15 protein-coding genes are annotated in these 14,676 nt (G+C 34.2%); 2 read left to right on the forward strand and 13 right to left on the reverse strand.

From position 1 onward, the window contains the following. Positions 1-2: 2 nt before the first annotated feature. Positions 3-806 carry a glycosyltransferase family 4 protein gene (locus AAOP42_RS22550; protein ID WP_349530852.1) on the reverse strand — a complete coding sequence of 268 codons (804 nt, stop codon included), beginning with the start codon at positions 804-806 and terminating at the stop codon, positions 3-5. Between the two features lie 344 nt (positions 807-1,150). Between AAOP42_RS22550 and AAOP42_RS22555 the strand changes: the two genes are divergently transcribed. Further along, on the forward strand, positions 1,151-2,038 hold the full coding sequence (locus AAOP42_RS22555; protein WP_349530853.1) for a glycosyltransferase family protein: 888 nt from the start codon (positions 1,151-1,153) through the stop codon (positions 2,036-2,038). Here the strand turns inward: AAOP42_RS22555 and AAOP42_RS22560 are convergent. The 3 genes from AAOP42_RS22560 to AAOP42_RS22570 all read right to left on the reverse strand — a co-directional run bounded on the left by AAOP42_RS22560 (position 2,035) and on the right by AAOP42_RS22570 (position 4,924). Continuing rightward, complete coding sequence (locus AAOP42_RS22560) at positions 2,035-2,766, reverse strand: glycosyltransferase (RefSeq protein WP_349530854.1); 732 nt, start codon at positions 2,764-2,766, stop codon at positions 2,035-2,037. The genes AAOP42_RS22555 and AAOP42_RS22560 overlap by 4 nt on opposite strands. A gap of 377 nt (positions 2,767-3,143) precedes the next feature. After that, positions 3,144-4,037 carry a glycosyltransferase family 2 protein gene (locus AAOP42_RS22565; protein WP_349530855.1) on the reverse strand — a complete coding sequence of 298 codons (894 nt, stop codon included), beginning with the start codon at positions 4,035-4,037 and terminating at the stop codon, positions 3,144-3,146. A 95-nt stretch (positions 4,038-4,132) separates the two neighbouring features. Further along, entirely contained in the window at positions 4,133-4,924 is a 792-nt protein-coding gene (locus AAOP42_RS22570; protein WP_349530856.1) for a class I SAM-dependent methyltransferase, read from the reverse strand. A 159-nt stretch (positions 4,925-5,083) separates the two neighbouring features. Between AAOP42_RS22570 and AAOP42_RS22575 the strand changes: the two genes are divergently transcribed. Beyond that, positions 5,084-5,248, forward strand: a complete 165-nt coding sequence (locus AAOP42_RS22575) for a hypothetical protein (RefSeq protein WP_349530857.1) — start codon at positions 5,084-5,086, stop codon at positions 5,246-5,248. Positions 5,249-5,309: 61 nt separating this feature from the next. On the opposite strand, the gene AAOP42_RS22580 is transcribed toward AAOP42_RS22575, so the two are convergent. From AAOP42_RS22580 to AAOP42_RS22620, 9 genes are all read right to left on the reverse strand, one after another. Next, positions 5,310-6,173, reverse strand: a complete 864-nt coding sequence (locus tag AAOP42_RS22580) for a glycosyltransferase family 8 protein (protein WP_349530858.1) — start codon at positions 6,171-6,173, stop codon at positions 5,310-5,312. 45 nt (positions 6,174-6,218) lie between these two features. Beyond that, complete coding sequence (locus AAOP42_RS22585; RefSeq protein ID WP_349530859.1) at positions 6,219-6,905, reverse strand: class I SAM-dependent methyltransferase; 687 nt, start codon at positions 6,903-6,905, stop codon at positions 6,219-6,221. A 26-nt stretch (positions 6,906-6,931) separates the two neighbouring features. Next, positions 6,932-8,257 carry a glycosyltransferase family 4 protein gene (locus tag AAOP42_RS22590; protein ID WP_349530860.1) on the reverse strand — a complete coding sequence of 442 codons (1,326 nt, stop codon included), beginning with the start codon at positions 8,255-8,257 and terminating at the stop codon, positions 6,932-6,934. Between the two features lie 151 nt (positions 8,258-8,408). Then, positions 8,409-9,350, reverse strand: coding sequence for a glycosyltransferase family 2 protein (locus AAOP42_RS22595; RefSeq protein ID WP_349530861.1), 942 nt, complete (start codon positions 9,348-9,350; stop codon positions 8,409-8,411). A gap of 53 nt (positions 9,351-9,403) precedes the next feature. Next, positions 9,404-10,387, reverse strand: coding sequence for an NAD-dependent epimerase/dehydratase family protein (locus tag AAOP42_RS22600; RefSeq protein ID WP_349530862.1), 984 nt, complete (start codon positions 10,385-10,387; stop codon positions 9,404-9,406). Further along, on the reverse strand, positions 10,384-11,268 hold the full coding sequence (locus AAOP42_RS22605) for an O-fucosyltransferase family protein (protein WP_349530863.1): 885 nt from the start codon (positions 11,266-11,268) through the stop codon (positions 10,384-10,386). Before AAOP42_RS22605 ends, AAOP42_RS22600 begins: the two co-directional genes overlap by 4 nt. Positions 11,269-11,465: 197 nt before the next feature. Continuing rightward, positions 11,466-12,449 (reverse strand): GDP-mannose 4,6-dehydratase, encoded by a 984-nt coding sequence (locus tag AAOP42_RS22610; protein ID WP_349530864.1) that lies wholly within the window; start codon positions 12,447-12,449, stop codon positions 11,466-11,468. 45 nt (positions 12,450-12,494) lie between these two features. Further along, positions 12,495-13,766 (reverse strand): glycosyltransferase family 4 protein, encoded by a 1,272-nt coding sequence (locus AAOP42_RS22615; RefSeq protein ID WP_349530865.1) that lies wholly within the window; start codon positions 13,764-13,766, stop codon positions 12,495-12,497. A 9-nt stretch (positions 13,767-13,775) separates the two neighbouring features. Next, a complete protein-coding gene (locus AAOP42_RS22620) occupies positions 13,776-14,672 on the reverse strand; it encodes a glycosyltransferase (RefSeq protein WP_349530866.1) in 897 nt (298 codons plus the stop codon). Positions 14,673-14,676 lie beyond the last annotated feature (4 nt).

A 14,676-nucleotide genomic window follows, 5' to 3' on the forward strand; every position in this document is an offset into this window, starting at 1 on the left:
TATCAACCAATAATTGCTCTAACTGATTTTATATATTTTGTTTCAGAATACTTCATCTTGGCATCATTTATATTCTTAAGTCTTGTCTCCTCTAACAAATCTTTATCCTCTATATATCTCAAAATAGCATCGGCTAAAGAAATAGCATTTCTAGGCTCAACAAGAATGCCATTGTCCAAACCTATTATTTCAGGCAGAGAGTCGATATTCGTCGTAATTATAGCATTCCCTGAGCGCATAGCTTCCAAAATAGTCAATGGAAATCCTTCTGAGTAAGATGGAAGAACGAAAATACTTGAATCATTCAATAACTTCATTCTATCAATGGAATGTACATACCCCTTGAATTCAACCTTCATCGTAGGATTCTCTTTCAAAAAGCTCTGAACCAGTCTTTCAATTTCTTTTTTACTCTTATACTTATCGCCCATATAGGTTCCCCCGACAATAAATCTTACATCCTTTTCCTTACCATGTATTATCCTACACGCCTCTAAAAATTCCAGAATACCTTTGCTCTTCATTATGTTCGAAAAAAAGGTTATTGCTATATCATCATGCCCAATAAATTCAAATTCGTCAAAACTATCAGGATAGAAATTTGGAACAATTACTTTGTTCATTTCATTAAAATGATCGAATTGCTTGACCATTGACTTAGTCAAAACTATTGATGTACTTACGGTTTGGTAGGCTTTATTTAACCAAGGTTTTAAAATCCCAGATCGTTCGTAGAACAGAAAAAAGTCAAATCCATGCAAATGATTTACAACTTTCTTTTTAAGAAACCCTGCAAATAGGAGCATCGGTATTTCTTTTAGAGCCCCTAGTCTACTTCGAGTACATGTGAAATATATAATTCTAATTCTTCTTCCTTTTACCCACAGATACCATAAACTAGCAACAATGGAATAAACTGTGTTAAAAAATCGCCACCCAAATCTGGTGGTATCTACCAGAAAATATTGATCGGTCGTATATGAGTCAACAACCGTTTTAAATGCAAGGGATTGACCCGTCACCGGAGGAGAGTAAGGACCAAAAAAAAGTATTTTAACCAAATCCTATATATTTTTTCTAATACTAGTAAATTTAAAATCTAATCTTACTCAATTATAGATTACCTAACTCACAATTAAAAAGAATATTAATGAACATCGTTTACTTGGCTTTTGGAAAAAGGTTCGAAATTCCACAGCAAGCTATATTTTCGATTTTAACCATACTTCCACACGTTTCAACAAATGACAGGATAATTGTTTTAACGGATAATCCTGAAAACTTCAACTTATTAAAAGGTAAGGTAGATATAGTCGCAATCGATGATGAACAAATTCAAAGTTGGACAGGCGAACAGGATTTTTTTTGGAGAGTGAAAATTAAAGCATTACAATTTATAGTTGAAAAATTCAACAATGCACCCATTCTATACCTGGATTCAGATACTTTTTTAATTGGTGATTTAAAAAAAATAAAATTAGAACTGCAAAATGGCAACAACCTCATGCACCTCAACGAAGGTAAATTGTCCAAATCGCAAAAAAAAACAGAACAACGCACTTGGAAGAAACTAAAAGGAACCAGCCATGAGGGAATTACCATCGATTCTGAAAAAGCCATGTGGAATGCCGGAGTGGTAGGAATATCGGAACGGGTTAAGGAAACATTAGATCTAGCCCTTAGTCTGTGTGATAGCATGCTAAAAACCAACCCAAAACACCCAAGTCTTTTGGAGCAATTTTCTTTTTCCATATCCCTGGGTGAACATGCCACATTACTACCAATAGAAGATTGTATTGGACATTATTGGGGCAATAAAAATCAATGGAATGACTTAATCGGTTCGTTTTTTATAACATGTCACCTTAGTTGTAAATCCCTTAAAGAACAGATAGACTTTGTTCAAAACATGAAATTCGGTAGCATTCCTGTTCATGTCAAGACAACTGCTATCAGGATTAGATATGGCAAGCTGGTTAATCTGGTTTCTCAACTCTTACCCAAAGAAGAAAAAAAATATGTGATTCCAAATAATTAAAACACCTCATCAACCTTATCCTTACTTATATTTTGCACATAAGTTTCCACCTGGCGTTGGTTTTTTTTTATAATTTCAGATGTGCAATTACTGGATAATTTTTCATAGAGGGAAACATTCATCATTTTCTCTACTGCCATTCTGATGTCATCTTTTGAGGTAGCTTCAACCACAAGTGAATTTTTTTCATGAAAACAAAGGGTATCGACAATGCCACAAACAGAACTTACGATTACTGGTGTACCAAAATACAATGATTCTTCTGCAACAAGTCCCCAAGGTTCATTTACTGATATCAATATCAATGATTTGTGAGACTTATAGTAATTAGCTAAGTCAACATTCTTTACATAGCCCAGAAAATTGATGTTAGTGTTAGCTATACTCTTTAGTTCTCGTTCATCCGGTCCCTCACCTATTACATTCAATTCATAAGGAAGTTCATTGAAAATTTCAATAAGTGTCCTCAAATTCTTCTCTGATGCCAGTCTTCCCACAAATAAAAAACTATTGGTTCGTGGTTTAGTAGTTTTACCTTCAAATGACCCAATCAATCCAACCCCATTCGTAACGACAATTTCTCCGTTGTAATTAAGTAGTTCGAGTAGCAATTTATGTTTAACCCCACTAGCAAATACTTTATGGATTCTACTCAAAAATATTCTCTTTGCTACTTCCTTTGCTCCTAATTTAACCACACTATGTACATTGGACTCTAATATTAGCATTGTATTTGCCCTTTTAAAGAAAAGAAGGGCAAACCAGTATTCAATGTTTAACCATTCCCCTAGGATTAAATTTGAGAAGGTATGTGATCTTATAATCTGTCCAAGTTTGATACAGGTTTTAAAATAATTTCGGCTTTCAAGGGAGTGTGATAAAACAGCGTAATCAAATTTCTCATCTTCGCCAATGGACAAAAAATCATCATTTCTTCTGCTTTCACTGGACGATATAAAGACTATAAATAATTTACGATTTTCTGCTATCCTATTAAACAAATTTATTTTATAATAATTTGGAAGATTGGTTACTATTAATGCGTCATAGTGCATACTTTTTCTATTCCCATTTAATCAATTAAAATCATAGAGTACCCCTATTTTCACGACCTTTGTCTAGTCAATTTCCAAACTGTAAAAATCAGATTTGGAAATAATGTAAACACCTGATACTTAAAACTCACCCTCCAAAATATATCCTTCAATTCATCCATGTAAAATTTTTTATATGTCTTATTGAATCTTGCTGCGCAAACCCACGCCCAAGTGAGATAGCGTGCCAAATTGTTAAAATTAGCCACATTAGACTTATACTTTTCATAAAAAGCAATCATTGAATCGAAATCGTCAATTACCTTTACCCGTTCCCAATGTACTATTGTTAAATCATTGTTATAGTAAGTCCACCCATACTTCTTGCCTACTTTAATGTAAAAATCCATATCCTCGTGGCGTTGCAGTTGTTCATCAAATCTTATCTCTTTTAATGATTCTCTTTTTACGACCAATGTTGAAGACTGGGCGAAATTTTCTCCTGAGAAAACCAAATCCTCATATGTCTCACCTTTTAAAACATCCCGAGTCCGTGCCTTATATTTTTTTACGCCGTTATCAATGAGTACCCCAGAATAAAACGCTTTGATACCATTGAGATTTTGAATCATTGTACAATCATTCAACAATCTTTCCGTATCCCATTCATCATCAGAATCCAAAAAAACCACATATTCCCCTTTGGCCTTTTCTATCCCAATATTTCGACAGGTACTACCTCCTTTTCTTCTTTCTGGAATTCTATGATAGTAATAGATACGACGATCTTCATTAGTGTACTGATTCAAAAGAGATTCTGTCTGATCTTCTGATCCATCGTCAACGACAATAAGCTCCCAATCAACAAAGCTCTGAGCAATAACGCTTCCAATTGATCTTTTAAGTTCCTCGTAACGGTTAAACGTGGGAATTACTATACTGAAAAATGGATTCGTTTTCAACATTGTAAAGTTTCTGTAGCTATTATAATATTTTAAATATCAATACTATTCCCAACAAAATTGCAATCCATTTAAATCCATCTCATTTGATAATTGTACTATTGCAATGAATACAATTTTGATAGCAGTTTCGAATTACAAGCTTCTTTCATGAAATTTGGATTTCGAACTATTTTAGTAAGCCCATCAGACTTATTCTTGGACAAAATAGTGAAACAATCAATTTTGTGATACTTTGTTCGCCAAGGTATAATTTCCTGAGATACACATTTTAATTCATATTTATTAGCTAGTACCTGTACCGTTTTAAAAGTAACCAGAGGATCCCTAAGGTGAGTATTTCTTTCAACAACTCCTATTCTACCAAGAAAACCATGTAATTTTGGCACTCGATTTATGTTGTTATAAATAAACGAATACTCACCTAAATTAGAATGATGTAAAAAACAATTTCCACCATCCTTAAGAATTCTAGGTAATTGCGAAATATAAGAGTCTAACACATCATTATCAACATGAACTAGTGAATCAAAACTGAAGACAAAATCGATAGAATTATCAGGAATCATCTCAAGAGATTTACCATCATTTACCATAAACTTTGCTTGGTCAATTTCAGAAAATCGTTCATTGCAAATTTCTATGCAGCTAGGTGAAAGATCTACTCCTATCAATTTATCTGTATGATTAATAAGAAATTCAGTCCAACGACCATGCCCACAGGCTATTTCCAACATACTACGAACAGGAAGATATTGATTTATTCTAGGTAAAATACAGGTCAACCATTGCATATAAGAACCTCCCCATGGACTAGACCATTCCTCACCTCCTTTTTCCCAACTATACTTTTGATTCCAATTTGATAAATTAAATTCTACCGAAGGCATATCTATAAATTCTTAATAAAAAAAGTACTAACCAAAGTCCACTCCACTTTCAATGTATACAATGAGCAAATATTAAATGAGTCTGATTACCATCTTGCTAAAAATAATTAGTGGCGTCCGACTAAATTTTAAATACCCTAAAAAGTACGTTTAAACGAAATGAGAAAAGATTTTTCCGATTTCCTAAAACTACCCCCGTCCCCTGAAGGGGTGATCAAAAAGTCCCCTTTAGGGGATTTAGGCCTGCCTACCGATCAGGCAGGGGTGATTTTGATGAACTTCCTTCGAAGGCAAAATCTTTTCTCGGACACCAATATAAAATAATTAATTTTTCTCTTAAATTTAGAATCAATACCAGTAATACTTTCTAATAAATACAATTTTATCAGTTCCCTCTAATTACAGTGATTATCGGCACTAAGAACAGAGTAATTAGTCCACCAAATTTCTCCCTTATTATGCTTTTAAAGTTGTAAAAAGGAGTCCTACTCAACACTTGCCAATACAGCTCCCGATACACATGATCACAAATTATATTCCAAGGTTTCCTGTTTCCTGTATAATGAATGATTTCAGGGGTTTGCACAAGTTTTTTCTTGATATCAAATGCATTATAAGAAGGAGGAAGCTTTTTCCACCTCTTATTAAAAAGGATGTTTAGGATGTCCTGATCCCAAAACAACAAACCATCTTTATTATCAATACCGTATCTTATCAATGTTGGCGAAATATTCTCATTTCTCATCAACTGAATATTAAGGAAAAGCACCCCTGCATTGAAATAACTTTCTAGGGTTGGGCACAGTGATTTTAATCTATCGATACTTCCATATCCATGATCGACCGCATAACACATCAGTTCAGGATTTTCTAAAAAATCCAGCTCTGAAAAAAGTGACAGCTCCTTGGTTATGATTGTGTCTGGATCTAACAGTAAAATTGATTGAACATCATTAGGTAAAAAATCAGCCAAACATAATCTGTAATAAGTAGCGTGAGAAACATGTCGGTCTGCTCTTAGTTCATTGAATTGAGAATCATCAATCTCTATGGAATTGATATTTAACCCGTACGCTTCATTAACAAAACTGGATGTTTTTTTAAATTCTTCAGAAGAAGCAGATTGTACATTTTGTACTACAAAAACCCGATCAATTAAACCCTTATTATGAGAAAGAAGTGATGTTAAGGAGCAACAAAATGGCACTTGATATGCTCTGTCTATCGTATAGACTACATTGAATTTCAAAGGGATAAATTATTCAATATTGAGTAAAATAAGATTGTTCATTGATCAACTCGATTTTGTATTTGAAATTTTTCTAATTGCAAAACTTGGATGACCACTTACCTCCATTGTAAGAAATATCAACTCCCAATCGTATTCGTTGCAGAATTCCGAAACAGCCTCAATCACACCATATCTATTAAAGCCTAAATATTCCCATGTAATAAAATCGTGCCCTACTATTACACCTCCATCCTTCATTTTTGTACTATAACATATGAGTTCCTCTTTTGTCAGTTTGTAACCATGCCCGGTATCAATATAAACCCAGTCAAAATACTTGTCTGGAAAATTCGAGCAAACCTCTGTAGATAGCCCTAGATTTATTTCAACTCTTCCTTGGTTGATTTCGGGAATAAATTTCTTCTCTACCTTTTCTCTTTTATGCCTATATTGTTCGCTAGACCAAGAATCTACTAAATGTAGTTTCTTTGGATTATTCAGTTCAAGAATTTGACTAGAATAACCACCTTCATCCACTCCAATTTCAGCAACCACCCCATTCTTTGGTAACATTTCAAGCAACTCGCTTCTATTTATTAATAGTTTTGCGTTTTGTAAATGGTCTTTCTTAAAGTCAATTTTTGGAATTTCCGCTTCAATAGCTATCCTTTGTTTTAAAAGTTCATTCTTTATAACTCTGGTTAGTATTTTACGCAAAGTTTTAGGTAGGAAATTTTGAATTCTAAACATGTTTTGAGTTAATTCGGGTTAAAAAATCAAGTACGAATATTAAATAAATAAAAAAACCGATGTTTAAACTCTTTTAGTTGATCAAATATTGAAAAAGGAATGCACCCCAAAATCTCATATTGAATCCTCAAAAAGATATTTCTAATTTTTTTAAACTTGGAAGCACCTTGCTTCGACTCACTTAATCCATATTTATTTTTAATCAAACAATCACTTATATCAATATTAGAAGGTATTTCTACAGCTTTAACTGTTTTTTCTGGAAATGTATCTAAGAAATTTACCCATCTCTTTGCACTTGTTTTGGACGAGTATTCTTGAATAACGGTCTCTCGTGCAGATGTTCCTATTTTTTCTAGTAATTCAGGCTTTTCTATTAATAAATTGATTGACTCTACAAAAGAATTCTCTCTATCCTTTATAATTATACCATTATCCAAGTGCCTGATCACTTGATTCACTCCACTGTCTATATCCAAACAAATGACCACTAGGCCACAAGCCATGGCTTCCAACATTGCCAATGGCAACCCTTCATAATCTGACAGTAAAACGAGTACATCATATTTCATCAATTCTCTTTGAACTTCATGACTGTCAAATCCACCCATGAGATTTATCCTTCCTCTACCATTGTTTTTTATACGAGCTTGCAAATAGCTCTTTTCCGGACCGTTCCCTAGAAAATAACATTCAACATTATTAAACTGATTGACAACTAACTCAAAAGAGTTAAGAACATCTCTTACTCTTTTTTGTTCCTGAACCAACCTTCCGCTGTAAACAACTTTGAGGTTATTTGTCGCTTGTTTCTTTCCTGTGTTCATAGGCATTGGTGCACCACATCCTATGCAAGCTCTTTTAACTGTGTCATTGAGATCCTTAGACCAATTATGAATATATTCGGATACAGACACCACCGCATCAGCTTGGTATTTCGTTTCAGAAGTCACAAAGTCCTCCAAATATGATCTATCTAGACTATCGTCAGAATGAAGTACAACTATTGAGTAAATATTGGACTTTCTCAAAAAAGGAATTGTGAAATGAGCACTAGATAAAATCCCTGGAAGAAAAAAATGTGGCTTCCATAGCTTGACTATTTCAATAATTTTGGTCACCTTATCTTCAGCAAAGGGATAAAGCTCTTGCTGAATTATTAGAAATTCAATTCCATTTTTTTTTGCGAATTCAACTAATGGAAATACTCCTTTACCAATTGTCAAAATTATTAAACGGGGATTATGCCCTGAATTCAACAACTCAAGAGAAAAATTTCTTACCCATGTATTGACACCAGAAATATACTTATGAGTATCAATTGAGCAAATGGTAATATCAATAATTCTCATTAACTCTTAATCCATAAGTAGTAAACAAATACACTTCACCCTCAGTATTGGTTCATCTATGTGAGTAGTAATCCTGCAATTAATAGAATTTTCAACCTCATGAAATCAAATCTTCACACCTATTACTATCTAGCTTGGTTGAAATTACTCCTTACCGAAAACACGATCTGTAAATAGTCCAAGGAAGAATGATTAAAAAATAAAGTGGAGTATAGATGTTTTTAATATTCAAATACAATTTGACATTTTTAATATTTATAGAATATGTATTTAGATACGGCTCACTTTTAAAACACCATTTAACAAAACTCAACATAAATTGACCTTTCGGTAATTTGAGTCTCTCTAGTACTTTATAATATTCCAACAGAAATTCGATTACTTCTTTTTTTTCGACTGCTTTATTTAAATTTCTAGCCGTGCCATGATGTAATCGATTGTGGTTTAGCACTTCATTAATAAAACGCCCTTTACCTCGCATAACAAATGAAAGCCAAAACAACCAATCGCCTGTTAATTTATAAGATTGAGCCATTAGTAAATATCTTTCAAATATTTGTGGATCATTTCTAAATAGAACTGCACTGGCATTTGAAATGTAATTCATTTGGTGATAATATTTTTCCAAGAATTCAAGGTCAATAGCCCTAGATATACCTAAAAATTGTTCCTTTTTATACAAAGGCATCCAAGCTTCAATACCGATTTCAGTATGATCAGTATTGTTGTAAATTTTTGATTTGCAAAACACAAACTCAATTTGAGTGTCGTTTTTAATTGTTTCAATACAACTATTTAGAAAATTCACATTACTCCAATCATCACTCTCTGCAATCCATATAAAGTCACCTTTTGCCAAATCAATCCCTTTTTTCCATTGTTTAAATGGGCTGCCAGAATTTTTTTCATTAAGTACCAAATGGGTGACTTTTTCATGATTTGAATATTTATTTAATATCTCAACACTATTATCAGTGCTTGCATCATCAAGTATGATCACTTCAAAGTCTTGATAGGTTTGATTAAGAATAGAATCTAGTCGCTGTTCTAAAAATTTTGCATGGTTATAGTTTGGAACAATAACTGAAATCATCCGAGCCTTTCAATTCTATCCTGAATTAGGAAATACAAATAATTCTTATTAGGCTAATTATTTGATTGCTGGGTGCTATTAATTTCCCTATTAATCCATTCATAGGTTTTCCGAATTCCTATGTCCAATGAATTATCGGGTTTCCAACCCAAAACCTTTAAAATGAGTTCGTTATCTGAGTTTCTACCTCTTACACCTACCCCATGGAAAGGTGTATTCCTAATGCTTAATTCTTTTCCTGATATTCTTATTATCATTGACATAAAGTCATTCATGTTGATCAAGAAATCTGACCCAATGTTTAATGGGCCTTTAAAGTCTGATTTCATAAACCGATCAATTGCCTCTAAACATTCGTCAATATAAAGGAAAGAGCGACTTTGTTTACCATCACCGAAAACCTCTACCTGTTCTCCGTTATTCACGGTAGCTACCTTTCTGCAAAAGGCAGCAGGTGCCTTTTCTTTACCTCCTTCAAATGTACCTTGAGGCCCGTAGATGTTATGAAATCTTGCCACTCTAATATCCATTTGAGGATTATCCTTGTGAAAAGCAAAGAACAAGCGCTCGCTGAAAAGCTTTTCCCAACCATACTCACTATCTGGCTCGGCAGGATAGGTTGAAGCTTCCTTACAATTGGGATTTTCTGGATCCATTTGATTGTATTCTGGATATACACAGGCTGAAGAAGAGTAAAATATCTTTTTTACCTTTTGAGTGGCTGAAAGTTTTAACACGTTTAAGTTTATTAAACACGAATTGTGCATCACCGCAGAATCATTTTCTCCGGTATTGATATATGTGGATCCTCCCATGTCGGCCGCAAGTTGATAAACCTCGTCAAATGGCTCATCAATAACAGAAGCAGCCTCATCATAATTCCTCAGGTCAGCAATTACAAACTCATCCGCATCCGACACTCTAAATTCATGGTTTTTAATATCAACACCTCTTACAAAATGCCCCTCGGATTTTAAACGTGAGGTTAAATGACCACCTATAAATCCACCAGCTCCTAAAACAAGAACTCTCTTCATCTCTCTTTATACATAAAGCTATTAAATCTCTCCTTATGATAAACACTCCAATCATCTGCTTGGAGTTTGTCAATTAAGATATTGCACACTTCGGAATATTTCTCGTTCTTCTTAAATAATGGAATGTAGGCATCTGGAAAATATGGAATATCAGCGAACATCTTTGACGCATTGAGACGGTATATTTCAAGCTCTGGGTTTACTACTTTTGAAAACGCTGAAAGTGCTGAAGATACTTTCAATACTGTTTTACATTTAGACAAAACCAACATGTCCAACATCGCTTCTCTCGCATTCCTAAGGGGGTCCTTATGATTTCTCCAAAATAATTCATGATCGAATTCCCTAGACTTCAATACCTCAATTCCTGAATAATGTCTTTTGATGTAGTTATAAATTTCAGGTTCGTCAGTTGCTAAAAAAACCTTGCTAACCTTATTATGAGCTGCATATTCATCCCATATTACATAGAATTCTTCTTTCGTTATCGGAGAGTTCATTTTACTGTCAGACGTTTTATCAGTACCTCTGAAATGGATCCCAATGGCATCAGACACATCCATTTTGGAAGCTAAATCATCTAAGTATTCCGGAATTGAAAAATACTTAAAGAACAGTTTTGAGATGCTGTGAAAATCGTCTCCAAGTGCATACTGTTTGAAGCTTGCTGATCTTAATCGTTTTAGTTTCCAGATATTTCTGTGTTGAAAATATCGAATAGGACTTTCAGCTTTAGCTTTGAGTATTTCAGGAAAAATATTTCCATAGCTTTTAGTGGAGATATCCCAATGTAATTTTGAGATATCTACTTCCTTTTTTTCAAGGATAGGAAGTACTTCAAGCAAAAACAGAAATACCATTCCAAAAATCCCTTCTGACATTTCATTTTTGGATCGGACTATAGTAGGCTTTTCAGAGCTTAGTATTTTCGAAATCTTCAGCACTCCCTAGTGATTTAATTAGAACGCTTTAAATACTATTTTGCTAACCATAACTTTATCTATAACCTAAATTTCCCCTTTCGTTATAAAGTTTAGATTATTTTTCCATAGATTTTTACTAAAACCCGATGATTGAATCATCCGTTTGTCTTAAAATTCTGAAATTCATACTCATCCGATATCAATAGGTCGATTAATTCTTCATTTGATAAGTCATAATTCCAACCAAGATCTTTTTTGGCTTTATAATTATCTCCATAAATACAGTTTAATTCAAGGTTTCTGAATAGCGACTTGTCAAAACTCACATGTTTATCAAAGTCTAATTCGAGTCGATGAAAGACTTGCCTGACTAAAGATTCAAGACTCGAAACATTACCGGAACAAATTAAGTAGTCTTGGGGCTCCTTTCTTTGCAACATCAACCACATAGCCTCGACATACTTAGCTGCATATCCCCAATCTCTCTGAATCGATGTATCACCAATTTCTAATTGAATTTTAGCACCCTTTTTTATGGCAATTGCTGTTTTTATCACCTTTTTGACTACAAAATTTTCTTTTCTCAAACAAGATTCATGATTAAACAAAATACCACATGAAGTATGAAGACCATAAGCTTCACGATAATTCACAGTAGCCCAATGTGCAGCAGCTTTAGAAATACCGTATGGACTAGCCGGATGGAATAGCTCAGCTCCTGTAATTGGTAGCTGTGCTGGCCGAATATTACCAAACATTTCACTGCTAGATGCTTGATAATACCGGGTGTGCGGAGAGTTCTTTCTTAGAGTTTCTAAGATATTTAAAACACTTAAAATATTGAATTTGATGGTATCCTGAGGGGTCTTAAAGGAAACTCCAACAGAACTTTGTGCGGCCAAATTGTAAAATTCATCCGGTTGGTACTTATTGATTATCGCCTCAATCTGATCATAGTCAAGAAGGTCAATAGACTCAAAATAAACTCTTTCTTTAATTTGAAGGAATTCTAAGCCTGTAAAGTCACTTATATCATTGGGTCTCGTAATCCCAATTACTCTGTAATTCTTGCCAAGCAAAAGGCGGGATAAATACGCTCCATCCTGTCCGGTAATTCCAGTTATTATTGCTATTCTCAAGACATTATCTTTTTTATTACAGGATAGGTGTTCTAGAGTATTCGTTTAAAAAACTTTCGTTCTCCGCATTTTTGTCTCTTCATAAATATCCATAATTGTTTGAATCCTCTGCTTTCCAAGTTTTTCTACTGAAAATTCTTGTTTCATGAGTTTGATTGAGTTGTTACTTAGATGAGACCTCAAATCATCATTTTCAATTAATTGGATTACCGCATCTGTGAATCCCTTAGAAGAGTCTGTAATTATCAGGTGTTCGTTGTTTTCAACTGGAAGCCCTTCAGCAGCATGAGTGGTGGCTATAGTCGGAACACCGAGTTTCAGAGTATCCATTACTTTGGTTTTAAGCCCACCGCCGAAACGGATGGGAGCCAGATGAATAGCATCACTCATGAACTCATCCAAATCATCAATTATTCCCGTAAAGTGGACAGAGTATTTCTTTTTCCATTTTTTAATAGTGCCTGATGTCCAACCGCCAATGATGTATATGGATAGTTCCATTTTATTAAGCGCTTTGGCCTCATGCTCCAGAAGCCATTCAATTCCTTCCCTGTTCGGAACATGGTATTCAGAACCCAGTAGTACTAACTTTTGGGGGCGATCTGATCTTTTGGGGATCAAACGCTCAGGTGGAGTGAAAGGAGAAATTCGAATGGTTTGACCAAGATATTTCTTATGTCTTTCTGCCTCTTTTTCGCTAAATACAATAACCCCATCGTATTTCTCTATTAAGGCAATTTCCATAGCAGATTGGAATTTTTCCAAGTACTTTTCATAAATAGAACCCTCTCTTCCCAAAGCTGCTATCTGAGATTGAATTCTTAAGAATTGGGCTTCCTGGCTTACAAATATCTTCACACAATCATCAGGAAGCAAAGGAGTAATAGCCAGATTTCGAAAGACTTCCACCTGAATAATATCAAAATTAAATTGATCTAGAATTGCAGATAATTTATTAACAGTATTTTCCGTCTCAGGAGGCAACTCTGTGAGCAACGGGTTTGTCAACTTGGAGGTTATCTTGAACGGAGAATAGAATTGATAAAACTTAATGATCAATGATACAATTTTTCTTTTCAGTCGGTTTTTAAAACTGTTGGAAGTGCTTGTAAAGCAATAGTGAACGATCAGATCCGGGTATAATTTTTTAAACTCTTCCAGCTGATTAAAATTGACATTTAATGGAGTTAGAAAAATATGAGTCTCAAAATGCTCACAGTATTGTTTTAAAAAACAGGTTTGAGCAACTGCTCCACCGGAATGGGATGGATATACTAAATAGCCCGGAATAAGTAAGATTTGCGATTTTTGTCTCATAGATTCATTTTATCGGATTAGTGGTGAGTGCCTCGATGGCCTGTGAAAACATCCCACAATTAGTCCGAGCAAAATTGCCAAAACTCTTCTGAAATCTTTTGATTTGATTTGATGAATGATGTTGTTGAAGTAAAATAATATCATTCCACTCCAACCCAAGGGGTTAAATTTCTTATTGAAAATGATATGGCCTCTTGTGAAGTAGAAATAATATTTTTCATTCTGCTTACTTATGGCTTGTGATGCTACACAATCTGAATCTACTTTAATGTCCCAACCTGAACTGATGGCTTTTTGACACCAATCTAGTTCTTCAAAGTAGAGGAAATATTCTTCAGAGATTAAACTAATTTCATCTAGAGCCCGAGCAGAAATCATCATGCAAGCACCATGCACATAACTCGTATCCACCAAACTATTTGGCGCACATTTTTCAATAACCTTTCTATAATTCTTATGTGATGGCTGGAGGATGCCATTGATCAAAGAGACCATGCCACCATCCGAATATATTACTTCTGGCTCATCTCTATGAACAATTCTCGGCCCTATAGCTGCCAGATTTTTATTATGCTCAAAATGAATCAAAAGTTTTGATATAATGGAAGGATCAAAACGGACATCAGGATTAAGTATAAGAAAATAATCGATTTTGGCTTGGTTTAATAAATGTTTTATGCCCCTATTATTTCCGGTAGCATAGCCATCATTTTTTTTACTTATAATAAGGTCGCTGTGAATGATCTCTGATTCGAGTGCTTTTGCTTCAATTGGATTACATGAATTATCGACCACCAAGATCTGACAGATGATATCATTAAATTCAAAATTTTTAATTGATCGATAGAGAGAAATGCTGTCCTCACTTGAAAAATAATTAAGAATTATTACTCCCAGTTTGGTCATAATC

Source organism: Reichenbachiella sp. MALMAid0571 (assembly GCF_040151475.1).
Classification (GTDB): Bacteria; Bacteroidota; Bacteroidia; order Cytophagales; family Cyclobacteriaceae; genus CAXBNB01.

Bases quoted from the DNA above. Each gene is read 5' to 3' on its own strand.
- AAOP42_RS22560 (WP_349530854.1), bottom strand. From the start codon at position 2,766: ATGCTAATATTAGAGTCCAATGTACATAGTGTGGTTAAATTAGGAGCA.
- AAOP42_RS22595 (WP_349530861.1), bottom strand. From the start codon at position 9,350: ATGATTTCAGTTATTGTTCCAAACTATAACCATGCAAAATTTTTAGAA.
- AAOP42_RS22550 (WP_349530852.1), bottom strand. From the start codon at position 806: ATGCTCCTATTTGCAGGGTTTCTTAAAAAGAAAGTTGTAAATCATTTG.
- AAOP42_RS22600 (WP_349530862.1), bottom strand. From the start codon at position 10,387: ATGAAGAGAGTTCTTGTTTTAGGAGCTGGTGGATTTATAGGTGGTCAT.
- AAOP42_RS22620 (WP_349530866.1), bottom strand. From the start codon at position 14,672: ATGACCAAACTGGGAGTAATAATTCTTAATTATTTTTCAAGTGAGGAC.
- AAOP42_RS22615 (WP_349530865.1), bottom strand. From the start codon at position 13,766: ATGAGACAAAAATCGCAAATCTTACTTATTCCGGGCTATTTAGTATAT.
- AAOP42_RS22605 (WP_349530863.1), bottom strand. From the start codon at position 11,268: ATGTCAGAAGGGATTTTTGGAATGGTATTTCTGTTTTTGCTTGAAGTA.
- AAOP42_RS22585 (WP_349530859.1), bottom strand. From the start codon at position 6,905: ATGTTTAGAATTCAAAATTTCCTACCTAAAACTTTGCGTAAAATACTA.
- AAOP42_RS22590 (WP_349530860.1), bottom strand. From the start codon at position 8,257: ATGAGAATTATTGATATTACCATTTGCTCAATTGATACTCATAAGTAT.
- AAOP42_RS22555 (WP_349530853.1), top strand. From the start codon at position 1,151: ATGAACATCGTTTACTTGGCTTTTGGAAAAAGGTTCGAAATTCCACAG.
- AAOP42_RS22575 (WP_349530857.1), top strand. From the start codon at position 5,084: ATGAGAAAAGATTTTTCCGATTTCCTAAAACTACCCCCGTCCCCTGAA.
- AAOP42_RS22570 (WP_349530856.1), bottom strand. From the start codon at position 4,924: ATGCCTTCGGTAGAATTTAATTTATCAAATTGGAATCAAAAGTATAGT.
- AAOP42_RS22565 (WP_349530855.1), bottom strand. From the start codon at position 4,037: ATGTTGAAAACGAATCCATTTTTCAGTATAGTAATTCCCACGTTTAAC.